Annotated in this window: 19 protein-coding genes and 1 tRNA gene; 13 read left to right on the forward strand and 7 right to left on the reverse strand. The window is 63.9% G+C overall.

The window, feature by feature from the left end; genetic code table 11:
- The first annotated feature begins 8 nt into the window (after positions 1-8).
- From IEV62_RS01450 to IEV62_RS01470, 5 genes are all read left to right on the forward strand, one after another.
- Positions 9-392 (forward strand): VOC family protein, encoded by a 384-nt coding sequence (locus IEV62_RS01450; RefSeq protein ID WP_188444987.1) that lies wholly within the window; start codon positions 9-11, stop codon positions 390-392.
- 357 nt (positions 393-749) lie between these two features.
- Complete coding sequence (locus IEV62_RS01455) at positions 750-3263, forward strand: TonB-dependent receptor domain-containing protein (protein ID WP_188444988.1); 2514 nt, start codon at positions 750-752, stop codon at positions 3261-3263.
- A 331-nt stretch (positions 3264-3594) separates the two neighbouring features.
- Positions 3595-6093 (forward strand): TonB-dependent receptor domain-containing protein, encoded by a 2499-nt coding sequence (locus IEV62_RS01460; protein WP_229732745.1) that lies wholly within the window; start codon positions 3595-3597, stop codon positions 6091-6093.
- A 60-nt stretch (positions 6094-6153) separates the two neighbouring features.
- Complete coding sequence (locus IEV62_RS01465; RefSeq protein ID WP_308510388.1) at positions 6154-8007, forward strand: methyl-accepting chemotaxis protein; 1854 nt, start codon at positions 6154-6156, stop codon at positions 8005-8007.
- A 75-nt stretch (positions 8008-8082) separates the two neighbouring features.
- The gene (locus tag IEV62_RS01470; RefSeq protein WP_188444989.1) at positions 8083-9120 is read left to right on the forward strand and encodes a DUF2332 domain-containing protein; all 1038 of its coding nucleotides are present in this window, start codon (positions 8083-8085) and stop codon (positions 9118-9120) included.
- Between the two features lie 26 nt (positions 9121-9146).
- Here IEV62_RS01470 and IEV62_RS01475 read toward each other — a convergent pair.
- Positions 9147-9233 (reverse strand) — tRNA-Tyr (locus IEV62_RS01475).
- Between the two features lie 168 nt (positions 9234-9401).
- Between IEV62_RS01475 and IEV62_RS01480 the strand changes: the two genes are divergently transcribed.
- Genes IEV62_RS01480 through IEV62_RS01495 form a run of 4 tightly spaced genes read left to right on the forward strand, consistent with a single transcriptional unit; the run spans position 9402 to position 13133 of the window.
- Complete coding sequence (locus IEV62_RS01480) at positions 9402-11018, forward strand: M20/M25/M40 family metallo-hydrolase (protein ID WP_188444990.1); 1617 nt, start codon at positions 9402-9404, stop codon at positions 11016-11018.
- Positions 11018-11761, forward strand: a complete 744-nt coding sequence (gene rlmB, locus IEV62_RS01485) for a 23S rRNA (guanosine(2251)-2'-O)-methyltransferase RlmB (RefSeq protein WP_188444991.1) — start codon at positions 11018-11020, stop codon at positions 11759-11761. Before IEV62_RS01480 ends, rlmB begins: the two co-directional genes overlap by 1 nt.
- Positions 11762-11793: 32 nt before the next feature.
- On the forward strand, positions 11794-12561 hold the full coding sequence (locus IEV62_RS01490) for a hypothetical protein (protein ID WP_188444992.1): 768 nt from the start codon (positions 11794-11796) through the stop codon (positions 12559-12561).
- Positions 12561-13133 (forward strand): YkgJ family cysteine cluster protein, encoded by a 573-nt coding sequence (locus tag IEV62_RS01495; RefSeq protein ID WP_188445022.1) that lies wholly within the window; start codon positions 12561-12563, stop codon positions 13131-13133. Before IEV62_RS01490 ends, IEV62_RS01495 begins: the two co-directional genes overlap by 1 nt.
- An 84-nt stretch (positions 13134-13217) precedes the next feature.
- Here IEV62_RS01495 and IEV62_RS01500 read toward each other — a convergent pair whose 3' ends face one another.
- Positions 13218-13535, reverse strand: coding sequence for a 2Fe-2S iron-sulfur cluster-binding protein (locus IEV62_RS01500; RefSeq protein ID WP_188444993.1), 318 nt, complete (start codon positions 13533-13535; stop codon positions 13218-13220).
- Positions 13536-13607: 72 nt separating this feature from the next.
- On the opposite strand from IEV62_RS01500, the gene IEV62_RS01505 reads away from it, so the two are divergent.
- The 3 genes from IEV62_RS01505 to IEV62_RS01515 are packed head-to-tail and all read left to right on the forward strand — an operon-like array spanning position 13608 to position 15451.
- Complete coding sequence (locus tag IEV62_RS01505; RefSeq protein ID WP_188445023.1) at positions 13608-14231, forward strand: DNA-3-methyladenine glycosylase family protein; 624 nt, start codon at positions 13608-13610, stop codon at positions 14229-14231.
- A gap of 3 nt (positions 14232-14234) precedes the next feature.
- Positions 14235-14585 carry a hypothetical protein gene (locus IEV62_RS01510; protein WP_188444994.1) on the forward strand — a complete coding sequence of 117 codons (351 nt, stop codon included), beginning with the start codon at positions 14235-14237 and terminating at the stop codon, positions 14583-14585.
- Positions 14582-15451: an S-methyl-5'-thioadenosine phosphorylase gene (locus IEV62_RS01515; protein ID WP_188444995.1), complete on the forward strand. Its 870-nt coding sequence runs from the start codon at positions 14582-14584 to the stop codon at positions 15449-15451. Before IEV62_RS01510 ends, IEV62_RS01515 begins: the two co-directional genes overlap by 4 nt.
- On the opposite strand, the gene IEV62_RS01520 is transcribed toward IEV62_RS01515, so the two are convergent.
- The 5 genes from IEV62_RS01520 to IEV62_RS01540 form a co-directional block, all read right to left on the reverse strand.
- Positions 15448-15705: a DUF6894 family protein gene (locus tag IEV62_RS01520; RefSeq protein ID WP_188444996.1), complete on the reverse strand. Its 258-nt coding sequence runs from the start codon at positions 15703-15705 to the stop codon at positions 15448-15450. The two genes, IEV62_RS01515 and IEV62_RS01520, sit on opposite strands and share 4 nt — an antisense overlap.
- Positions 15706-15870: 165 nt before the next feature.
- Positions 15871-16698, reverse strand: a complete 828-nt coding sequence (locus tag IEV62_RS01525) for an HpcH/HpaI aldolase/citrate lyase family protein (protein WP_188444997.1) — start codon at positions 16696-16698, stop codon at positions 15871-15873.
- On the reverse strand, positions 16695-18167 hold the full coding sequence (locus IEV62_RS01530; protein ID WP_188444998.1) for an efflux transporter outer membrane subunit: 1473 nt from the start codon (positions 18165-18167) through the stop codon (positions 16695-16697). The genes IEV62_RS01525 and IEV62_RS01530 overlap by 4 nt, the downstream gene beginning before the upstream one ends.
- Positions 18164-21373 carry an efflux RND transporter permease subunit gene (locus IEV62_RS01535; protein ID WP_188444999.1) on the reverse strand — a complete coding sequence of 1070 codons (3210 nt, stop codon included), beginning with the start codon at positions 21371-21373 and terminating at the stop codon, positions 18164-18166. Before IEV62_RS01535 ends, IEV62_RS01530 begins: the two co-directional genes overlap by 4 nt.
- 13 nt (positions 21374-21386) lie before the next feature.
- Entirely contained in the window at positions 21387-22589 is a 1203-nt protein-coding gene (locus IEV62_RS01540; protein ID WP_188445000.1) for an efflux RND transporter periplasmic adaptor subunit, read from the reverse strand.
- A 274-nt stretch (positions 22590-22863) separates the two neighbouring features.
- Here IEV62_RS01540 and IEV62_RS01545 point away from each other — a divergent pair, with 274 nt between their 5' ends.
- Positions 22864-24606, forward strand: coding sequence for an ABC transporter ATP-binding protein (locus IEV62_RS01545; protein ID WP_188445001.1), 1743 nt, complete (start codon positions 22864-22866; stop codon positions 24604-24606).
- Positions 24607-24746: the final 140 nt, after the last annotated feature.

A 24746-nucleotide genomic window follows, 5' to 3' on the forward strand; every position in this document is an offset into this window, starting at 1 on the left:
GACGCGACATGCCGGTACTCGGAATTGGCGGACTGTTTTTTCGCAGTAATGATCCCGACGCGCTATCGGCGTGGTACAAGACCCATCTCGGCATCGGCGCGGGCTGCGTTTCGACCCCCGGCGCGACGCCCGACCAATGGTCGTGGGAGACGCAAGGCGGGCCGGTCGTGTTCGCGCCGTTCAAGGCCGACACCGACTATTTCCCCGCCGACAAGCAGTTCATGCTCAATCTGCGCGTGTCGGATATCGACGCGCTGATCGCGGCGCTGCGGGCGGCGGGGATTGCCGTCGAGACCAAGCCGGAATGGGACGACCCGAGCATCGGCACATTCGCGCGCACCCACGATCCCGAGGGCAATGCCATCGAATTGTGGCAGCCGCCCGCCGCCTGAAGCACGCGCGGCTTTCCCTGTTATTCCTATAACTTAATCGTTTAATCCGCGCTGGTCCAGCTGTGCGGAGTGGCCCGTGTTGCCCGCCTTCCGCCTGCCCGTCGGGGCCGCGAAATCGCGCGAGCATCGTTCCAAAAAGGCGGCTTTACGCCGCGCAGCGGTGGATAATCGGACCGCCCACACGCCCCCGCTCGCGCCCACGATGCGCCTAATCCTTTTGGTGGAACCGCGCGCCTGCGACCGAATTCATCCGCAAGCCATCCTATAAATTGGGAAGTTCAAGGCAATCCTTGGGCGAACACTGCTCTTTCCGTCGGTGCGTCGCGTCGATCAGACATCCTGCAAGAGGTTCTAAGAATGAAAACGAGCTTACTGATGTTCACGGTTGCCCCGCTGGCGTTGATGCTCCCGGGCCTTGCCAACGCCGCTGCTGCGGCACCAACGCCCGCAGACGCGAAGCGCAGTGCCGCCGAACCGCAGGCCGAAGCACCCGCCAAAAATGCGCCCGTCGAGGAAGCCTTCACCACCGGCGTCGCCAAGGGCCGCGACCGGCTGGACAGCGCGACATCGACGAGTGCGCTGAAGCAAAGCGAGATCCAGAAGCTTGGCGCTCGCACGCTGGCGGATATCCTGCGCAACATCCCCGGCATCCGCACCGAATCCTCGACCGGCGACGGCAATTCCAACTATACCATTCGTGGCCTGCCGCTCACCTCGGGCGGGTCGAAGTACATGCAGATCGAGGAAGACGGCCTCCCCGTCCTTGAAATCGGTGACTTCTTCAACGTCGCATCGGACATCTTCATCCGCGCCGACTTCAATCTTTCGGCGGTCGAGGCAATCCGTGGCGGCTCGGCATCCACCTTCGCATCGAATTCGCCGGGCGGCGTGATCAATCTGATCTCGAAGACGGGTGAAACCGAAGGCGGTTCGATCCAGCTGAGCAGCGGCGTCGGTTATGACATGAAGCGGCTCGATTTCGATTATGGCGGCAAGATAAGCGACTCGCTGCGCTTCCATTTCGGCGGCTTCTATCGCAGCGGCGAAGGCCAGCGCAATGTCGGCTTCAACGCCTATCAGGGCGGCCAGCTGAAGTTCAACATCACCAAGACCTTCGACAATGGCTATGTCCGCCTGTCGGGTAAGTATCTCGACGATCGCTCACCGCAATATCTGACCGCGCCGATCCAGATCACGGGCACCAACGACGCGCCGATTTTCACCAACTTTCCGAATTTCGACATCAAGCACGATTCGGTCCTGTCCCGCAACATCACGCAGATCACCACGCTTGGTGTCGGCAACGCGCCGACCCATGACTCGATCTCCGACGGCATGCATGCGGTCGTAAAGTCGATCGGCCTCGAAGCGCAGTTCGATGTCGCGGGCTGGACGATCACCGAGCGCGCACGCTATTCTAAGATTTCGGGCAGCGTTGGGCGCGATCTGATCTCTTCGGTTTCGCTTGGCAGTGCCCTGCCCGCGACGCTCGGGAGTGGCACCGGTACGCTCAGCTATGCCAATGGCGCGAAAGCCGGTCAGGTAATCGCCAGCCCCGGCACCGTCAACGGCAACGGCCTGATCGCCACCATGCTGCTCGGCGATGTTCAGGCGCATGCGCTCGACAATTTCACTAACGATATTCGTGCCAACCGTGCCTTCAAGCTCGGCAAGGGCGAGCTGACGCTGACCGGTGGTGTCTACAAGGCGCTGCAGACGCTCAATACCGACTGGTTCTACGCCAACACCGTCCAGGACATCGTTGGGGGCGGCAATTCGGCGCTGATCAACTATACCAATGCCGCCGGTGTCGCGCAGACGCAGGATGGGTATCTGGCGTACGCACTGACCGGCGCGTCGGGACTTTATCGACGTAATTACGACCTGCAATATGACGTCACCGCGCCTTATGGCTCGATGAACTATCATATCGGCAAGATCGCGATCGGCGGCAGCGTGCGCTACGATATCGGCAAGGTTCGTGGCCAGCTTTACGGGTCCGATCTAGGCGGTGGACGGATCGGGTTGATGCCGACCGACTTCAACGGCAACGGCGTCATCTCGGTCGCCGAGGCCAAGACCGCCTTCCTGCCGATCACGCGGCCGGCCCCGGTCAATTACGACTATGGCTATCTCAGCTATTCGGTCGGCGTGAACTATCGCATCGCCGAACCGTTGTCGGTCTTTGCCCGCTACAGCCGCGGCGCCCGGGCGAATGCCGATAAGATCCTGTACACAACGACCGTCAGCACCACCGACGGCAGCCTCGACAAACCATCGAGCGGTTATGACGTGGTTACGCAGACCGAAGGCGGGTTCAAGTTTCGCCAGGCCGGCCTGACGGTCAACGCCACGGCCTTTCTTGCCGATACGCAGGATACCAATCTCCAGTCCGGCGCCATTCAGACCTTACGCAACTACCGCGCCTACGGCCTCGAACTGGAAGCAGGCTTTCAGCGCGGGCCGTTCAGCCTCACCGCTGGCGCCACCTACACGCATGCCAGGATCATCAACGACACGATCAACGCCGCCGTGGCAAATAAGGTGCCGAAGCATCAGCCTGATTTGATCTTCGAAGCCACGCCGCAATATGAGAGCAAGCTGCTAACGGTTGGCGTCAACATGATCGGCAATACGAGCAGCTACGCGCAGGACACCAACCTGCTCACGATGCCTGGCTATGTCATGGTCAATCCGTTCGTGCAGTTTCGTCCGGCTGATCGGGTTCAGGTCATGCTGAACATCAACAACGCGTTCGACACGCTGGCGTTGTTCGAAGTGAGCCAGGCGACGGTCCCGGCAAACGGCGTGGGCTGGGCGCGCGCAGCCAATGGTCGCACCATCTCGGCCTCGGTTCGCCTCGACTTCTGATGTCCTGCGGCAACCGTGGCGTCGCGCCACGGTTGCCGCTGCCACCCCGACCGTCGGACCTCGGCCGGCCAAACCAAATGCCCCGGTCCGTACCCTGCCAATCTAGCCTCGTCTTTAATGAAGAAGACATAGATGGCGATGAACGATCGGACTTCCGCATTTGATGCGCATAATTGATTATCGTAACGTGACAGATATAATTTCCTTAAGTGCCCTAAAATATATCTTAAAACAAATAATATTCAGACAATACAGTCATTGGATGACGAGGTTGTCGAGGTTTTGGCTTTCTAATCTTGGTAATTTAATTTCTAATTGAATGGATATTGTCTTGAAAAGTAAGCAGCTCTTGTTCACCGTCGCGCCGCTGGCTTTGATGCTCCCCGGTCTGGCTTGTGCTTCGCCTGAGCCCGCAAAAGCTGGCTCGGTCGAGAAGACGCCGGCCGCCCGCACCAAGACGGCGCCCGTCGAGGAGGCCTTCACCACCGGCGTCGCCAAGGGCCGCGACCGGCTGGACAGCGCGACATCGACGAGTGCGATCAAGGCGAGCGAGATCGAGAAGACCGGCGCGCGGTCGCTTGGCGACATCCTGCGCAACATTCCCGGCATTCGGACCGAGTCCTCGACCGGTGACGGGAACTCCAACTACACCATCCGCGGCCTTCCGCTGGCCGCCGGCGGCTCCAAGTTCATGCAGATCGAGGAAGACGGCCTGCCCGTCCTCGAATTTGGCGATTTTTTCAACGTGTCGTCGGACATCTTCATCCGCGCCGATTTCAACCTGTCGGCCATCGAAGCCATTCGCGGCGGTTCGGCCTCGACCTTCGCCTCGAATTCGCCCGGCGGCGTGATCAACCTGATCTCCAAGACCGGCGACGTAGAGGGCGGATCGATCCAGCTGTCCGGCGGACTCGACTATGACATGAAGCGCCTGGATTTCGATTATGGCGGCAAGATCAGCGACTCGCTGCGGTTCCACTTCGGCGGTTTCTATCGCTCGGGCGAAGGCCCACGCCATGTCGGCTTCAACGCTTTTCAGGGCGGCCAGTTGAAGTTCAATGTCACCAAGACGTTGGATAATGGCTATATCCGACTGTCAGGCAAATATCTCGACGATCGCTCGCCGCAATACATGCCGGGTCCGATTGCGATCAGCGGCACCGATGACAACCCGGTCTATCAAAATGTCGCCAATTTCGACATTAAGAAGGACTCGGTATTGTCGCGGAACGTCCCCAGCGTGGTGACACTCGACGGCAACAATCAGCCGATTCATACCCCGGTCAGCGATGGCATGCATGCTGTCGTCAAGTCGGTCGGCCTGGAGACGCAATTCGACGTCGTCGGCTGGAGCATCACCGAGAAAGCGCGCTACTCGAAGATTTCAGGCAGCGTCACGCGCAACTTGTTCGCCGCAATGTATCAGGGCAATGCGCTTCCTGCCGCGCTCGGCGCGGGCACGGGAACGTTGAGCTATGCCAGCGGCCCCAATACCGGCCAGATCATCACCAACCCCAACGCGATCAACGGCAACGGCCTGATCGGCAACATGTATTTGATGCGGGTCAACGCCAATTCGCTCGACAATTTTACCAATGACCTCCGCGTCAATCGCGCCTTCAAGCTGGGCAAGGGCGAATTGACCGTGACCGGCGGCGTCTACAAGGCACTGCAAAAGATCGACAATCACTGGCTTTACACGAGCATCGTGCAGGACGTTGTTGGCGGCGGCAATGCGTCGCTGATCAATTTCACCAACAGTGCCGGCGTGGCGCAGACCCAGAATGGCGTTCTGAGTTACTCGCTGGGCGGTGCCGGAACGTATCGGCGGACGTATGACGTCCAGTATGACGTGACTGCGCCGTATGGCTCGCTCAACTATCATCTCGGCAAGATCGCCCTCGGCGGCAGCATCCGCTACGATATCGGCAAGGTGCGCGGCCTGCTCTATGGCTCGGACCTTGGCGGTGGCCGTACCGGCATTACCTCGTACGACTTTGACGGCAACGGGATGATCTCGGTTCCTGAGGCGAAGACCGCTTTTATCCCAATCACAACGCCGGCACCGGTGCACTATGGCTACCATTATGTCAGCTATTCGGTCGGCGTAAATTATCGCGTCGCCGAACCCCTCGCGGTATTCGCTCGATACAGTCGGGGGGCCCGCGCCAACGCCGACAAGATTCTCTTCGCGACATCGGTGAGCACGCTCGACGGCAGTATGGCGAACCCGGCAAATGGCTATGACATCGTCACGCAGAGCGAAGGTGGCCTCAAGTTCCGTAAGGCCGGATTTACCTTCAACGCGACGGGTTTCCTCGCCAATACCCAGGACACCAACCTTCAGGCAGGCACCGGCACCCAGACGCACCGCAATTACCGCGCTTATGGTGCCGAGTTCGAGGCGGGCTTCCGCAGCGGGCCGTTCAACATCACGGGCGGATTGACGTACACCCATGCCGAGATCGTCAACGACACGCTGAATGCGGCGGTTGCCGGCCAGATCCCGCGTCACCAGCCGACGTTGATCTTCGAAGCGACCCCACAATATGAAACGCGCACCTTCTCGATTGGCGCCAACGTGATCGGCAACACCAGCAGCTATTCGCAGGACATCAACAAACTCAAGATGCCCGGCTATACGCTGGTCAACCCGTTCATCCAGTACCGCCCGATGGACCGGATCGAACTGATGTTGAACGCCAACAACGTGTTCAACTCGCTCGCCTTGTTCGAAGTGACACAGACGACGGTCCCCGCCAACGGCGTTGGTCAGGCACGCGCGGCCAATGGTCGCACCATCCTGGCCTCGGTTCGCCTCGACTTCTGATGTGGTCGGGCCATCGCGCGCGATGGCCCGGTTATTTTGGCACGCTCCATTGAAAGTTTGATGATGTTGAAATCCATGAAGATCCCGCGAAAGCTTGCGCTTTCTTTCCTTGTCATCTGCATTTCAGCAGCGGTGATGATGACGGTGTTCTTTATGAACATCAGCGCGATTCGGGCCGCGACCGACAGCAACAACCACAGCCAGTTGGTGTATGCCAAGGCGCAGATCCTCGAAACCTCGCTGCTGCGCCAGAACAGCCAGATGCGCGGCTTTCTGGTCACCGCCGACCCGACCTATCTCAAATCCTATGACGAAGCGCGCAACGATTACGACGGCGCGTCGCGCGAACTCGAAACGCTTATATCGGAACCTGCCCAGAAGGCGGCGTTGCTCAAGTCGCGTGCCGCGACAGTCGATTGGCGCAAGGCATGGGGCGATCGCCTGATCGCCCGCGTCAAGAACGGCCAGCGCGAAGCGGCCCAAGCCGACGTGCGCGCGGCTGGCAAGGCCGTGCTGACCAGCGCCGCCGTCCTGCCGCTGCGCGACATTCGCGACGCCGAAGAGGCGTTGATCGAAAAGAATTCCGCGAGCCAAAAAAGTGCGATCAGTTCCGCGGTCTCGGTGCTGGTGATCGGCGGCATCGCGCTGATCGCGATCGCGATTGCGCTCGCTTTCCTGCTCAGCCAGCTGATCGCCAGCCCGATCAGCCGGCTGACCAAGACCATGGGCGATCTGGTTGCGGGCAACAATGCCGTGACCGTGCCCGATGCCGATCGTGGCGACGAACTCGGCGACATGGCGCGCGCGGTGCTAGTGTTCCGCGACGCAGCCGTTGCCAAGGGCAAGGCGGATGAAGCCGCCGCGCGGGCCGAGGCCGATCAGAAAATGGTCGTGGCGACCGTTTCCGATCAGCTCGCCGCGCTCGCCGACGGCAATCTCACCGCCGAAATCAACGCGACCTTCCCGTCCGACTATGCCGCGGTCAAGACCAACTTCAACGCCGCCGTGGTGGCGCTGCGCGAACTGATCGCCTCGGTCATGGATTCCGCCGCCACGATCCGCAGCGGATCGAGCGAAATCGCGCAAGCCTCCGAAGATCTCGCCCGTCGCACCGAATCGAATGCGGCGAGCCTTGAGGAAACCTCCGCCGCCGTCACCCAGATGGATGGTCGACTCAAAGCGACGGCGACCGCCGCCACCCGCACCGCCAAGCGCGCGGAAGGGACAATGGGGACCGTCACCGATGGCCGCGCCACCGCCGAGGAAGCCGTCCAGGCGATGAGCCGGGTCGCCGACAGCGCCAAGGGCATCGACAGCGTGATCGAAGGATTCGACAAAATCGCGTTCCAGACGCGCGTGCTGGCAATGAATGCCGCGGTCGAGGCCGGTCGAGCTGGGGAGGCCGGTCGTGGCTTTGCGGTCGTCGCCGATCTCGTCTCGGCGCTTGCCATGCGCGCCGAGGAAGAGGCCGGACGCGCGCGCGATCAGTTAAGCGCGACACAGACCGACATCGTGACGGCGGTTGGCGCAGTCGAGAAGGTCGATGTCGCGCTGGCCGAGATTTCGACCGGCTTTGCCGACGTCAATCAATTGCTCGGCGATATCGCCACCGACAACCAGACCCAGTCCGAAGCGATCACCGAAATCAGCGCCGCACTTGGATCGATGGACCAGGCCACGCAGCAGAACGCAGCGATGGTCGAGGAAACATCAGCCGCTGCGCGTAACCTCGCGCACGAGGTGACCGGGCTTTCCGAACGTGCGAGCCGCTTCAACGTCGGCGACGGCGCGGCCCCGGCGGCGAACCGGCGGAGTGCGGCCATGGACCGGCCGGTACGACGCCTGCCCGCCGCCGCAATCCCCGCCCTCGTCCGCAAGACCGCAGCGGCAAGCGATGACTGGCAAGCCTTCTAACGCGCATCGACCCTGCCCGCCCCGGCAGGACGACAGGCCGATGCCGCTGCCACAACACCGCGTGAGGATCCGGGCATGAATATGATTACGCGTGTCGTCCCGCGCGGGGAGCTTCGCCATCAGGCGGGGATCGTGCGCGGGCTCGGTTCGCCGTTCGTCGCGGCGGTGCTGGAGGCGGGGCAGCGGCAGCTCAGCCGGGCACCGCTGACCCAGACGCTGATCGAGACCTGGCCCGGCGACCCGATCGATGCGGCGCTTGCGATGCGCTTCAACGCGGCGCTCCACGCGCTGGCGCGGCGCAACGCGCGGCCCGGGCTGAGTGCGCTGTATCGGCGCCACCATGATGATTTCGACGGCGCGATCGGCGAAGCGCTGGTCGCCGAAGACGCCTTCATTGCCGCATGGATGCGCCACACACCGCAAACCAACGAAGTCGGCCGCGCGGCGGCAATCGCGGCGGCGTTGATGGTGGTGCAGGAGAGCTTCGCGCTGCCGGTCGAACTGCTCGAAATCGGCGCCAGTTGCGGCCTCAACCTCAATCTGGCGCATTATGGCTATGATCTTGCCGGCGTCCGCGCAGGGGTGGCCGAATCCCCGGTACACGTCGCGCCGATCTGGACCGGTCCGCCGCCGATTGCGCGGTCCTTTTCCGTCGTCGCGGCGCGCGGGATCGATTTGAACCCGCTGTCCGCCACCGATGCAAAAACGCGCGAGCGCTTGCTCTCTTTTGTCTGGGCAGACGAGCCCGAGCGTGCGCAACGCCTGGAGCAAGCGCTGGCGCTGGCAGTCGTGCATCCGCCGCGGATCGACCGCGGCAGCGCGGTGCCGTGGCTGGCGCAGCAGCTCGCCACGCCGCAGGACCCGGACACGTGCCGCGTCGTGTTTCATTCGATGGTGCTGCAATATATGACCCTTGGCGACCGCGACGCGATCGACGCGATGATCGTCGCGGCCGGGCACCGCGCCACGCCCGATCGACCGATCGCGCGGATCAGTTTCGAACGCGAGCGCGCGCACGCACAGGTAGAATTGACGGTGACATGCTGGCCGGGCGGCGCCGCGCGTCTGCTCGCCACCTGCCATCCTTATGGCAATTGGATCAACTGGCGCTGAGGGCACCGCTGCGCTGCATTTGATGTTGGTGGACAGGGTAGGGTTCGAACCTACGTAGGAGAAACTCCGGCAGATTTACAGTCTGCTGCCTTTAACCACTCGGCCACCTGTCCATCAGGGCCGCTTCCCGAAAAGCGAGGCGTGCCAATGCCGACCACGTGCGCCCGTGTCAACGGATAACGCCAACCTCCGCACCGCGCTCCTTAACCCCGGCCTTGCACGCACGCCGCGCGGCGCATACCGACGGACCCATGATCGCTTTTTCATCCGGGGGTTCCGCCATGCGTCGTTTCCTGCTTCTCGCCACCGCTGCTGCCGTCACGCTCGGGGCAACGCCGCTTGCCGCACAGTCGGTCGACCGTACGCAGACCGCGCGGATCATCGACGAAGGCACGACGCACAGCGAAGTGATGCTGACCGCGCAGCATCTCGCCGACACGATCGGCCCGCGCATGACCAATTCGCCCGCGATGCGGCTGGCCGAGGCATGGACGCAGGCCAAGTTCGCCGAATGGGACCTGCGCGCGGTGCACAAAGAGGCGTTCGATTTCGGACGTGGCTGGTCCATCGTCTCCTCGAACGTGCGGATGGTATCGCCACGCCCGGTGCAGCTGACCGCGATCCCGATTGCCTGGACGCCGGGTACCAACGGCACGATCTCGGCACCCGTCATCGTCGCGCCGATCAAGCGTGCGCGCGATTTCGACACATGGCGCGGCAAGCTGTCGGGCAAGATCGTGATGGTCACGCTGCCCGACACCGGTTCAGAACCGAGCGAGGCCGCGTTTAAACGCTATAGCGGCGAGGAGCTCGCCAAGCTCGATCAATATCAGCAGCCGACCTACGACCCCGACGCCGCCGACCGGCGGATGAAGCGGCTCGATTTCGCCAAGAAGCTCGACGCCTTCCTGAAAGCCGAGGGCGCGGTGGCGATGGCGACGATGGCGTATCGCGACGGCAAATTGGTCAGCGGCGAGGGCTATACTTTCGGCGTCGGCGATACGCCCGCTTTGCCCGGCGTGCAGATCGCAGCGGAGGATTACCGCCGTCTGGCGCGACTCGCCAAGATCGGTCCGGCCCCAACGGTCGAGATCAGCAGCGATGTGCGCTTCGACGATAGCGACCGCAACGCGTACAACATCATCGCCGAAATCCCCGGTAGCGACCCCAAGGCCGGATACGTCATGGCCGGCGCGCATCTCGATTCGTGGGTGGCAGGCGACGGTGCCGCCGACAATGGCGCAGGCTCGGCGATGGTGATGGAAGCCGCACGGATCATCGCCAAGACCGGCATCCGCCCCAAGCGGACGATTCGCTTCGCTTTGTGGGCGGGCGAGGAACAGGGGCTGCTCGGTTCGCTCTCCTATGTCGAAAGCCACCTCGCGACGCGCGGCAGCCCGAGCGACCCCAAGCTGACTGGGCTCGCTTTGTACCAGGGCTGGTCGAACCGCTGGCCGATCACGCCCAAGCCCGGTTGGGGGGATCTCGCGGCCTATTTCAACCTCGACAATGGATCGGGCAAGGTGCGCGGCATCTATGTCGAGAACAATTCAGCCGTCGTGCCGATCTTCCGCGAATGGCTCAGCCCCTTCGCATCGATGGGGGCGAAGGACGTGGCGATCCGCAAAACCGGCGGCACCGATCATGTCTTCCTGCAAGCGGTCGGCGTGCCAGGGTTCCAGTTCATTCAGGACCCACTCGATTATGACAGCCGGGTCCACCATTCGGGAATCGACACGTTCGATCATTTGAAGGGCAATGACATGCGCCAGGCGTCGATCATTCTCGCATCGTTTCTGGTCAATGCGGCCAATGCCGACAAGGCCCTGCCCCGCCCACCTTTGCCTACCAAGCCGGTTACCACCGACCCCTTCGCGTATTCGGATGAGGAAGAATAATGGCACGTCGCGGACATCGCCCGTCACAGGCACCAGCCGGTCGCCCCCGCTTTTGGGGACGGCATGCGGTTACCGCCGCGCTTGCCAATCCGGAGCGCGTGGTGCGCAAGATGTGGGTCACGCGGGAAGCGGCGGCGAGCCTCGACATCCCGCCGCTGATCCCGATCGTCTATGCCGAGGTGCAGGATCTCGCGCGGCTGGTGCCGGGGGATGCGCCGCATCAGGGGCTGGTGGCCGAGGTCGATCCGCTTGAGGACATCTGGCTCGCCGACCTGTTGCAACAGGGGGAAGGCGATCAGCGTCCGTTGCTGATCCTCGACGGCGTGACCGATCCGCACAATGTCGGCGCGATCCTGCGCTCGGCAGCGGCGTTCGATGCGCTCGGCATCGTCACGCCCGACCGCAACGCGCCGCCCGAATCGGGCGTTATCGCGCGCGCCGCATCGGGCGCGCTGGAACTGGTGCCGTGGGTGCGCGTCGTCAATCTGGCGCGCGCGCTGGAAGAAATCGCCGAGGCCGGATTCTGGCGCGTCGGGCTGACCGGCGAGGCGAACCAGACGCTGGTCAAGGCAATGGGGACGCAGCGCATCGCGCTCGTGCTCGGTGCCGAGGGCGAAGGCATGCGGCAGAACACCGCATCGCATTGCGACGAATTGGCGAAGCTGCCGATCTCGCACCGGATCGAGAGCCTGAACGTGTCGAACGCCGCAGCGATTGCGCTTTATGCGGTGGCGTCTCGTTAGAGAAGAACCGGGCGCTGAACGGGGGATTGGACATGGCGGCACGTCTCGCAAAAGCATTGCTCGCGCTGCTGCTGCCGTTCGTGCTGGCGAGTTGCGTGCTGACGCCGGGCAAATTCGTCTCGACGCTCCGCATCGATGCCGACCGGCGCTTTACCTTCACCTATGTCGGCGAGGTAATCGCTGTCGACCTTGGCAGCGAATTCACCAAGGGCATGAAGGACGCGCCCACGCCCGAGCAGGGGGCCGATCCGACCGCTGCGGACAGCGACGAGCCAGTGCTGCAGAAGATCGCCGCGCAAAAACGTCCGGCACCTGAGCAGCGTAAATCCGCTCCGAATTCCGACGCCCAGGCCGCAAGCGAGGCCAAGAACCGCGCGATTGCCGCGGCGCTGGCCAAGGAAGTCGGCTATCGCAAGGTCATCTATCTCGGCGATGGCAAGTTCAGCATCGACTATGCGATGTCGGGCACGCTCGATCGCGGCTTCGTGTGGCCGTACAATCTCGATGCAGAGATCGTGTTCCCGTTCGTCGTGCTCGAAGTGCGCGCCAACAATACGGTGCGGATCAAGGCCCCCGCTTATGCCAACCAGAACAATGCCGCAAAGGGTATGGCCGGACTGGACGGAGCGGGCAAGACGCCGAGCCAGCTCGACGGCAGCTTCACGCTCGATACCGATGCCGAGATCGTCAGCCAGAACAATGAGGATGGTGCCGTAACCACGGGCGCACGCAAATCGGTGACGTGGAAAGCGACGCCGACCAGCAAGGATGCGCCAAGCGCGGTGCTTCGGTTCCCGTGATTCCGGCGGGAACGCAGCGCGAGGCCGACCTGGAGACGTTGCTGCTGGGTCCGGTCCTGCCAGAGCGGGACTGCGGCGATTGCACAATCTGCTGCACCGTGCTGACCGTGAACACGCCCGATTTCGCGAAACCTGCCGGAGTCCCATGCGTCTATTTGACGACCGGCGGGTGCAGCATTCATGCGACCCGACCGCACATTTGCCGGACCTGGTTCTGCGCGTGGCGCAGGGTCGCGAGTATGCCCGAAGAAGCCCGGCCCGACCGGTCAGGCCTGCTGGTATCGCTCACTTTTGTGCCCGAGCCGCAGAATTGCTTCGAAGGCGTGGCGATCACGGTGCGGGCGCTCGACGGGCGCGACACGGTTGCCAGCGGCATGGCCGCCACCGTCCTCGACAGCGTATGCGACCAACTCGTCCCCGTCTGGTTTAGCGACGGATCGGACAAGATGTTGATGCACCCCGAGGATGCAGTGGCGCGGCTTGTCCTATCGGGAGAGGCCGCGCCTGACGATCTGCGGGACGAGGTTGCTGCGTGGCGGGAGCAATACGGGGTGTTCGCGTCCGACGGCTAGGACGTCGTCGCCCGGTTCGCGGACGCGAGCCGTCGACCGTGCCGGGCGCTGCGCTTTGCACACCGGCGCGGTGCGGCTGCGCCGTCAGTCCTCAGCGGCGATCGTCACCTTCAACCCATCCAGCGCATCGGTCAGCTCGATCTGGCACGACAGGCGCGAGGTCGCGTTGCGATCCGCCGACGAATCGAGCAGATCATTCTCGTCTTCGCTCATCTTCGGCAGTTTGGCCGCAAATTCCGGGTCGACATGGACGTGGCACGTCGCGCACGAGCAGCAGCCACCGCACAGCGCCAGAATCTCGTCGATTCCAGCGTCCCGAATCACTTCCATCACCGAAAGCCCGGCCTCGCCATTGATCTCGCGTTCTTCCCCTTCGCGGGTCACGACGATAAGCTTGGGCATGGACGTTCCTTTTCGGGTAGCGGTAACGCACCTGCCATGCCGCCAGATGCGGCGCCGATCAAGAGACAGCGTATGGGATTGAGCGCCGAACAGTTGAAGACCGCACTCGACGCGCTTGCCGCGCGCGAACCCGCCATCGCGCAAGCGCTCGGTCGCGTCGGTTATCCCCCGCCCCGGATCAGTGCGCGCGGCTATGCCACACTGCTGCGCACGATCATCGGGCAACAAGTCAGCACCAAGGCGGCGCAAAGCGTGTGGCACAAGCTGGAGGGCATTGTCGGCGATCTGACCGACCCCGGCAACATCACCCGCGCGAGCGACGCGCAGTTGCGCGAAGCGGGCCTGTCGCGTCAGAAGGCGGGCTATGCGCGCAGCCTGTCGGCGCTGGTGACGAGCGGCGCGCTCGATTTGGCGAATCTGCCCGCCGATGACGAGGAAGCGATCGCCAAGCTGGTCGCGGTCAAGGGCATCGGACGCTGGTCGGCCGAAATCTACCTGCTGTTCGCCGAAGGGCGCACCGACATCTGGCCGGCGGGCGATCTGGCGGTGCAGATCGAAGTCGGGCGTATCCTGGGCCACGAAGCCCGCCCGAGCGAGAAAGTGACCCGCGAACTGGCCGAAGCGTGGCGCCCGCACCGCGGTGCTGCCGCGATTTTCGCGTGGCACCATTATCAAAGCGACATGAAGGTAATTTGAGCCATGGCTAAAGCGGATCGCCTGGCGCGCAGCGACGAACGTCGCGTCGAGCTGGAAGCCGACTATGAGACGCTCTTGGTGGGGGCGCTCCAACAGACTGCGGCGAAGCGGCTGATGCTGTTCGGGCACCAGCAGGAACGGACGGCGATGGCGAAAGCAGCACCGATCGTCGCCGAAATCACCACATTGGGGGATGCGATCGACGGCCTGCGGGACCAGCTTGCGATCGCACCATTTGCGTTGCATCAGGAATTTCTCGCATCGCGCGGACCCGTCAGTGCACACGCGGTTGGCGAATCAAAGCAGGCGCAGGCGTGGCTCGACCGACTGGACGCTGCAAAGGATCCCGCATGACCAAATGGAAGCTCGGCATCATCGGCGGGTCCGGCCTGTATGCGATCGATGCGCTGCAGAGTCCGGAGTGGCGACGGGTCGACACGCCGTGGGGGGCGCCGTCGGACGAATTGCTGTTCGGGTCGATCGGCGAGGTCGAATTGGTGTTCCTGCCCCGCCACGGGCGCGGGCACCGGATCAGCCCGTCCGAACTCAACTTCCGGGCGAACATCGATGCGTTGAAGCGGTCGGGCTGCACCGATCTGATCGCGATTTCCTCGATCGGATCCTTACGCGAGGAACTGCCGCCGGGGCATTTCGTCGTGGTCGACCAGTTCATCGACCGGACCGTCGCGCGCACCTCAAGCTTCTTCGGAACGGGCATGGTTGCGCATGTCTCGATGGCCGAGCCAGTCTGCTCGCGTCTGTCGGGCTATGCGGCGGACGCCGTGGCGGCGGCGGGCGGCACTGTTACGAACGGCGCGACCTATCTCGCGATGGAGGGCCCGCAATTTTCCAGCCGCGCGGAAAGCCTGCTCTACCGCCAATGGAGTGCCGACGTCATCGGCATGACCGCGATGCCCGAGGCGAAGCTCGCGCGCGAAGCGGAGCTGCCCTATGCGCTGATCGGGATGGTGACCGACTATGATTGTTGGCGCGAGGAAGCCGCATTCGTCGAAGTGGCCGAGGTCATCCGCCAGATGGGCGCGAATGGCGAAATTGCGCGCAAGGCGGTCGCGGCCTTGGTCGCGGCGCTGCCGGCGGAACGCCCGCCCTCACCGCTCGACACCGTGCTCGATCACGCCTTGATCACGGCACCTGACGCGCGTGATCCGGCGGTGCTGGCGATGCTCGATGCGGTGGCTGGACGCGTGCTCCGACGCTAACCGGCGGAGCAAACCAGCGACTCTGCGGGAACCGGATCCACCGCGAATTTGAGCGTGAAAAGATGTTCACGATTATGATCGGACACCGTCATCGTCCAAGATTCCGCGTTCCAGAACCGCTCCGGCATTTCCCGCAGAACCTCCGCCGAATAGCGAACCGCTTCGATCTGCGCCGCCGCCAGATCGGGACATTCGGAACCATCCAGATCGCGGAAGTCCGAACCGTCCGAAATGTCGAAAAAGTAGCGCGGCATTTAAAATTCTCCTGTTCGGGCAGGAATGATCCGCGCCCTCAGCGTGTCGGCTTTGCCTGAGACGCACCCGTCATAGTGCGAGCTATGTGAGGACGACGTGAAGGTGCGGGTTCGGAAAATACCTAGGCCGCGATAGCCCGCTGTACGAACGCCAGCCGGAATTCGTTACAGGTGCGCCACGCGGGCGAGAATACGTTCGGCTTCACCAAGGTGCAGCCGCTCGACCATTTCACCGCCAACCCGGATCGCGCCCTTGGCGGCATGATCGGGAAGCGCGAAGGCCGCGACCACCGCTTTCGCCCACTCGTGCTGCTCCGCCGATGGCGCGAAGGCGCGGTTGGCGGGGGCAATTTGCGCGGGATGGATCAGAGTCTTGCCGTCGAACCCGAACGCCGCGCCTTGCCCGCACTCCGCCGCTAGCGCGGGGGTATCGGCAAGGACGTTGGACACGCCGTCGAGCGCGATCAAGCGGTGCGCGCGGGCCACTGTGACGATGGCGATCAAGTGCGGGAGCATGGGCAGCCGGTCGGGGCCCGGCGTACAACGCATGTCTTTGGCAAGATCGTTGGTGCCCGCAACGATGCAGGCGAGGCCTGGCGTTGCTGCGATTGCCGGGAGCGCGAGCATTGCGGCGCACGTCTCGATCATCGCCCATAACGGCATCTCGCCGAGGATCATGCGCGCCGCGCACAGATCATCGGGGTGCGACACCTTGGGCAGCAGCACGGCATCGAACCCGGCCCCAACCGCAGCCGCGCAATCGTCCTGACCCCATTCGGTGTCGAGCGCGTTGACGCGCAGCACGAGCAAACGCGATCCGAAGCCGCCGTCCTGCGCCGCCGCCAATGCTTGCGCACGCGCCGCGCCTTTGGCTTCGGGCGCGACCGCATCCTCCAGATCGAGGATCACCGCATCGCAATCGAGCCCGCGCGCCTTGTTGATCGCGCGCGCATTCGAGGCCGGCATGAACAAGGCGCTGCGGATTTGCCTCACTGTGCGCTCGGCGCGCGTCGTGTCGGCGCGGGCGCATCTTCCCATCCGCCGCCGAGTGCCTTGAACAGGCTGATCTGCGCGTCCGCCACCGCAGCGTCGGATTGCGCCAGCGCAGCGCGGGCATCGGCACGGTCGCGCTCGGCCTGGATCAGCAACAGGAAGCTGTCGGCACCGTAATCGAAGCGCAATTGCGACAGCTTGGCGGCGCCACTGCTCGAAGCCTCGGCCCGGCGCAGTGCAGCATTGCGATCGAGGGCCCCCGCATAGCGTGCGAGCGCCTGTTCGGTTTCCTGGAGCGCGGTCAGCACCTTGCCATCGAAGGTCGCAAGACTCGCATTGGCCCCGGCGCGCGCTTGGCGCACGCGCGCGCGACCGACCGTCTGATTTGGGAAGCTCCACGAAATCAGCGGGCCGACCGAATAATTGACCGACGTGCCTTTGAACAATTGGCTGCCCTTGGTCGAATTGAGGCCGATGCTGCCGAGCAATTGGATCTTGGGATAGAGATCGGCCACCGCCACCCCGACCCGCGCGGTATCCGCCGCCAGCGTCCGCTCCGCTGCGCGCACATCGGGGCGACGCGCGATCAGTGCGGTGCCATCGCCGACTGGCAGCACGTCTCTCACGCGCGGCGGCGTGGTGCAGGCGGCCGCATCCTTGTCGATCTGTTCGGGCGGGAGGCCGGTTAGCACCGCGAGCGCGTAGAGCGATGCGCGACGTTCGGCCTCGAAGCCCGGGATCGTCGCTTGGGTCTGCGCCAGCAGGACGTCGGCGCGCTGCACGTCGCGGCGCGTACCCCGACCAGCGGTGAACAGCGTGTTGGTCAGGCCGAGCGTCTTTTGCTGGAGCGCGACCGTCTCCTGTGCAACGGCGGTTTGCGCGGCGTTGCTGCACGCATTTGCATAGGCGCGGGCGGTTTCCGCCGCGACCGCGACGCGGGCGGCGTCGAGCTGCGCTTGCGCGGCTTGCGCATCGCCGCGCGCCGCCTCGACCGCGCGGGTCACCCCGCCAAACAGATCGACCTCGTAGGATGCGTCGAAACCGAGCTTGAACGAATCGAACTGGAAGGTCTGTGGCTTCGCGCTGCTCCCGCCGAACGCCGCGGCATTGGCGCTATTGCCCTGCTGCCGCGCATATTGCGCGCTGGGGCTGGTCGATGGCAGCCGCGCGCCGTTCTGTTCGGAAACCACCGCGCGTGCCCGTTCGAGATTGGCGGCGGCGACGCGAATGTCGGTATTGTGTGCCAGCGCTTCGGTGACCAGGCGATCGACCACCGGATCGTCATACAGCCGCCACCAATGATCGGGCAGCGCTGTCACCGCGACCGTGCTTCCGCGCGCCGTCTCGGCGAAACCAGCGCCGCTGGCGGTCAACGGCGTGCTGGGTTTAACGTAATTCGGACCGACGACGCAGGCGGACAGGACGAGCGCCGGGGCCAGCGCTGGGATCAGGCTCAGCAAGCGCTTCATGCCGGATTTCCTTCGGGATGCGCGGGCAGCGGCTCCGACGTCGGAGGGCCGGGCTCCGGATCGCGGCGGCCGCGGCGCAGCTTGGCCGCGACCCAGTCGCCGCCCTTGCGGCTGATCACGTAGAAACTCGGCGTGAACAGCAGACCGAAGGTCGTCACTCCGATCATCCCGAAGAACACCGCAACGCCAAGCGCCTTGCGCATTTCGGACCCCGGCCCGTTGCCGATCACCAGCGGCAACACACCGAGAATGAAGGCGAGCGACGTCATCAGGATAGGGCGCAAACGCTGTTCGGCGGCATGTTCGGCGGCGGCGCGCAGTTCCATGCCGTCGACTTCGTTCTGGCGCGCGAATTCGACGATCAGGATCGCATTCTTGGCGGCGAGACCGATCAGCACGACCAAGCCGATCTGCGTCAGGATATTATTATCCATCCCCATGACGTTGACCCCGACGATCACCGCCAGCAAGCACATCGGCACGATCAGGATCACCGCGAACGGCAGCACCAGACTCTCGTAATTTGCCGCGAGCAGCAGGAAGACGAACAGCACCGCAAGCCCGAACACCAGGCTTCCGGTATTGCCCGCTTGCGTTTGCTGGAAGGCGATTTCGGTCCATTCATAGCTCATGCCCTTGGGCAGGATCTCGCCCGCCAGCTTGGCCATCGTGTCGAGGCTCTGGCCCGAGGAATAGCCGGGCACCGTATCGCCCTGCAGCTCGGCGGATGGGTAGAGATTGTAGCGCACGACGCGGTACGGCCCGCTATCGTTCCTGAGCGTCATCACCGCGTCGAGCGGCACCATATTGCCCGCCGCCGATCGCGTGCGCAGATGCCCGACATCGGAAATCTGGTCGCGATATGGCGCATCGGCTTGCGCGGTCACGCGGTAGGTGCGCCCGAGATAATTGAAATCGTTGATGTAGGACGAGCCGAGATAGGTGCCGAGCGTCGAGAACACGTTCGCCACCGGCACGCCGAGCTGTTCGGCGCGTTCGCGATCGATATCGGCGAACAGGCGCGGCGTCCGCGTATTGAAGGTGGTGAAGGCCGAGGTGATACCGGGCGTCTGGTTCGCCTTCATCATCATCCCGAACGCCGCGCCCTCAAGCGCCTTGAAACCGAGATTGGTGCGATCCTCGATCAGCATCTTCCAACCACCGCCCGTGCCGATGCCAGCGACCGGCGGGGGCGGGATCACAAGCAGCAAGCCGCCCGCGAGCGGCCCGAACGCCTGGCGCAATTGGTTGGCGATCGCAGTGGAGTTGATACGATCGGCCTTGCCCTTCAACGCGACAAACATGGCCCCGCCATTCGACGCGGTCGAAAACGTCGCGCCGTCGAGGCCGGCGAAAGCAACGGTATCGCGCACCGCTGGATTTTGCCGCGCGATCGCCCCGGCCTTGTTCAGCAGCTCGGTTGTCCGTTGTAGCGATGCGCCCGGTGGCAATTGCGCCGCCACGATCAAATACCCCTGATCCTGCGCCGGGATGAAGCCAGTCGGCGTCGCGGTGAAGCGCCATCCGGCCAACCCGATCAGCACGACATAGGCAATTGCGATGACCGCCAAGCTGCGGATTGCGCGGGCGGTGAACTTGCCGAATTTCTCGCCAAGCCAATCGAACCCGCGATTGAAGCCGCGGGCGAAGCGTGTCCCCGCCCCGCGCCAGCCTGCCGCCGGTTCGGCATCGGTCTTCGGCTTAAGGATGATCGCCGCAAGCGCGGGCGACAGCGTCAGCGACACGAACGCCGAAATCGCGGTTGCCGAGACGATCGTCAGCGCGAATTGCTGATAGAATTGGCCCGAAATGCCGGGGATGAAACTGGTCGGGATGAAGACGCCGCAGAGCACCAGCGCAATCGCGATCAACGCGCCCGACACCTCGTCCATCGTCTTGTGCGCGGCCTCGCGCGGGGAAAGCCCCTCTTCGTCCATCAGCCGCTCGATATTCTCGACCACGACGATCGCGTCATCGACGACGATGCCGATCGCCAGCACCATGCCGAACAGCGAGAGATTGTTGAGGCTGAAACCGAACCCGGCGAGCACCGCAAGGCTGCCGACCAGCGACACCGGAATGGCAATGATCGGGATCAGCGCCGCACGCCAGCTTTGCAGGAACAGCAACACGACGAGCGCGACCAACACCAGCGCCTCGACCAGCGTATGTTCGACCGCCTCGATTGAGGCCGAGATATATTCGGTCGGGTTGTAGGGAATCGAATATTTCAGCCCGGGCGGAAAGCTTTTCGAGGCACGCTCGACTTCGTCCTTCACCGCCTGCGCGGTGCTGAGCGCATTCGATCCGGGCAGCTGCGTAATGCCGATCGCGGTCATCGGCTTGCCGTTCAGCCGCGCGTTGATCGTATAATCCTGCGCGCCGAGTTCGATCCGCGCGACATCGCGCAGCCGGGTTAACCGGCCCTGGTCGTCGCGCTTGACGATGATGTCGCCGAACTGCTCGGTCGTGGTCAGCCGTCCGGTCGCCTGGATACCAAGCTGGAAGGCGGTGCCGCCCTGATTAAATGGCGGGGCGCCGACCGATCCGACCGCGACTTGCGCATTTTGCGCGCGCACCGCCGCGACGATTTCGTCGACCGTCAGATTGCGCGAGGCGGCGCGATCAGGATCGACCCACACGCGCATATTGTAATCGCGCCCGCCAAACGTACGCGTGCCCCCGACGCCCGGAATGCGCGCGAGCCGATCGATGATCTGCGTCGTCGCATAATTCGACACATAGGATTCGTTGAGCGACCCGTCGGGCGAGGTCAGCGCGATCACCAGCAGGATGTTGGGCGAATTCTTGCGCACTGTGACGCCGATCTGGCGGACTTCCTCGGGCAAGCGCGGTTCGGCGGTCGAGACACGGTTCTGCACCAGCACCTGTGCCTGATCGACATTGGTGCCCTGCTTGAACGTCACCGTGATCGCCAGCGCGCCATCGCCCGTGTTCGACGACGACATGTAGATCATGTTTTCGACGCCGTTGATCGATTCCTCGAGCGGGGCGGCGACGGTTTCGGCCAAAGTCTCGGCATTTGCGCCGGGGAAGGTGGCGTTGACGACCACCGTCGGCGGCGCAATGCTGGGATATTGCGCGACCGGCAGCGACGGATACGCCACCACACCGAACACGACGATCAGGATCGACAGAACCGCCGCAAAGATCGGCCGGTCGATGAAGAAATGGGGAAATTTCACAGCGCGCTCGGCCTTATTTCGCGGTGGCGTCGGAGGCGGGCGGGGCACTTTCCGGGGTCGATTGCGGTGAAGTGTCGGCGGCCTTGGGGCGCATCTTCACCAGATTCGCCTTTACCTCGGCCCCGGGCTGCAGCGTCGTGATCCCCTCGATCACGACATGCTCGGTCGGCGCAAGGCCTGACTTGACGACGCGCAGCCCCTCCACTTGCGGCCCGGTCTCGATCGGGCGGGGGACGACCTTGCCATCCTTGCCGACGACATAGACCAGCTTACGGGTTTGATCGGTGATGATCGCTTCATCGGGGACCAGCATCGCATGATAAGTCCCCGAACCCAGCAACCGCGCGCGCCCGAACAGGCCGGGGGTAAGGAAACCATCGGGATTGGCGATTACCGCATGTGCGCGGATCGTGCCCGAATTGGGGTCGATCGCATTGTCGACGAACTCCATCTGGCCGTGCCACTTATAGCCGCTTTCGTCGGCCAGTTGCACTTCGACCGGATTGTGCGTGGTGCGCGACGATCCGCGCTCCCCCGCTTTGTCCTGCCGCAGATATTTCAGGTAAAAACTCTCGGCGCCTTCGAACGAGAACCAGATCGGATCGGTCGAAACCACCCGTGTCAGGACCGTGGTCGCTTCGGTCGCGTAATTGCCCTTGCTGACGCGCCGATCGGACACGACGCCCGTGATCGGCGAGCGCACCGAGGTGAAGCCCAAATTGAGCTGCGCGGTCGACACGTTGGCGCGCGCCGCGCCGAGATCGGCTTGCGCGCTGCGCATGTTTGCCAGCTTGGTTTCATATTCTTCCTTGCTGATCGCCTCGGCCGCCAGCAATTTGTCGGCGCGCGCCAATTCGGACTGGGCATTGCCGACCGCCGCCTGCGCCTTGGCGACTTGCGCGCGCGCCTGCGCCAAGGTGGCGAGATAGGGACGCGGATCGATCGTGAACAACACGTCGCCCGCCCGAACGCGTTGGCCGTTGGCGAACAGGATCCGGTCGATCGTGCCCGACACGCGCGGGCGTAGTTCGACATCCTGGATCGCCTCGAACCGGCCGACATATTCGTCCCAATCGATGACGTCGCGTTGCAGCGGCACCGCCACGGTAACTTGCGGCGTGGGCCGCGGTGGCGGGCCACCCTTCGAACAAGCGGCAAGCGCGAGCACCGCCGTCATTGCGAGGACGCTGCGCAAGTGGCCTGATAGGATCGTCATCGGCATCAAGGTCCCCACGCACGGTATTGGCTCAGATCGTCTCGCAGTCGCAGCATAATTCGTTCGAACGAACACATCAAGAGCAGAAAGACGGTCCACTCGTTTCGGCGGCGTCATTTTTCTCGCCAAAAGGTGCGGGCGGGCATGGTGCATTGCAAGAGGCCAAGTTGATGTTTATCAGTTCCAAACAGCAACGCTTTGAAACGATTAGCGAAAAAACCTCGCTGGCGGACGCCCCCTCGACGTGCCGATAGCGGCGTGACAAAGCGCAACGATGGCCACCGCGACCCGCTTCGATATGGACAAGACCACGCCCGCAGGGCTCGGCTCGGTGTGGCAGCCCGCCGCGGCGTTCGTACGGGTCTTCGTCGGCTTTGCCGGGCGGCAAGGCTGGATCGCGACCGGGCTGGTCGCGGCGGGGGCAGTGCTCGACGGAGTCGGATTGCTGCTGTTGATTCCGATTCTCGATTCGGTGGTGACGCGCGCTGGCGGCGCATCCCGGATCAGCACGACGCTCGATGCGATCGGGCTGCACACCGCCTTTTCACGGCTGATCGCATTACTGGGCGCGTTCGTCCTGCTCGCGGTGGTGCGCGCGCTGGTGCAATTCGCGCGCGATATCGCACTCGCCAAACTGCAATCGACGTTTGTCGAATATCAACGCAACCAGGTGATGCGCGCCGTCGCCGCTGCTTCGTGGAGCCGGATCGTCGGCCTGCGCCATGCCCGCATCACCAATCTCCTCACCACCGAAGTCAGCCGCGTCGCGGGCAGCGCGCAATTTCTGATCCAGGCCTCGGTCGCCGCCGCGATGCTGGTGGTGCAGGCAGCACTCGCACTGACGCTCGCACCGGTGCTGGCGCTGGCGACGACCGCGCTGGTACTGATCGGCGGCGGCGCGGTGTTCCTGGCACAAGGCAAGATCCGCGATATCGGCGCCGGGATGGTGCACGGCAACGCCGCGCTGATGGGCAGCGCAAACGGCTTCTTGAGCGGGCTGAAAGCGGCGGCGGCACAGAACACGCAAAACGAATTCATCGCTGAATTCGAATCGATTCAGGCGAGTCTGCGCGAAACCGGCCTGTCGTTTCAACGCCGTCAGGCCAATAGCCGCCGCGTCTTTGCGATCGGATCGGGCTTTGCCGCCGCATCGGTCGTGCTGATCGGCTTTGCCACGAACGTGCCGCCCGCCGTGCTGATCACTTTGGTGCTGGTGTTTGCGCGGATGAGCGGCCCCGCGATCCTGATCCAGCAAGCCGCGCAGAACTTCTTCTTCGCGCTCCCGAGCTTCGAGGCGCTGCAGGCGTTCCAGAGCGAACTCGCCGCCGAACGCGCCACCACCCCGGCCCCGGTGCTGCCGCCGCCCGGTGCAATCGCGGCGCGCGATCTGGTCTATCGCTATGCGACCGGCGGCGGCATCGGCGACGCGAGCCTGACGATCGAATCGGGCAGCTTCGTCGGCATTGTCGGGCCATCGGGCGCGGGCAAGACGACGCTGATCGATGTGCTGATCGGCTTGACCGAGCCGCAATCGGGCACGCTGTCGGTCGGCGGGATGGTGCTCGATGCGGCGGGTCGCGCGGGCTGGCGCGAGGGCGTGGCGTACGTGCCGCAAGAGGGGTTCCTGTTCCACGACACGGTCCGGCGCAACCTCGCCTGGGGCAACCGCGCGCCCGACGAGGCGGCGATGTGGGACGCACTCGAATTCGTCGGCGCGGACGCGCTGGTGCGGCGCATGCCCGACGGGATCGACACGATCGTTGGGGAGCGCGGCGCGTTGCTGTCAGGCGGCGAGCGGCAGCGGCTGGCGCTCGCGCGCGCGATCCTGCGGCGCCCACGGCTGCTCGTGCTCGACGAAGCGATGAACGCGATCGATGCGGGGAGCGAGACGCTGCTGCTCGGGAGGATCGCGGCGCTGGAGCCGCGCCCGACGATCCTGATGATCTCGCACCGCGCCGAGAGTATGGCGACGTGCGATCAGGTCATCCGGGTCGAGGGGGGTGTGGTGGCTGGGTAGTGGTTGCTCCTGCTCACCACGTTCGCGCTTCCCCGGCGAAGTGAGCTGCTGCCGGTTTCGTGGACACCAAGATAAGGTGTTTTCGGAACCGGAGGGTGTAAATGCAACGACGGAAGTTCAGCCGAGAGTTCAAGCTCGAG

The sequence above is a fragment of the Sphingomonas psychrolutea genome, from assembly GCF_014636175.1.
Taxonomy (GTDB): Bacteria; Pseudomonadota; Alphaproteobacteria; order Sphingomonadales; family Sphingomonadaceae; genus Sphingomonas; species Sphingomonas psychrolutea.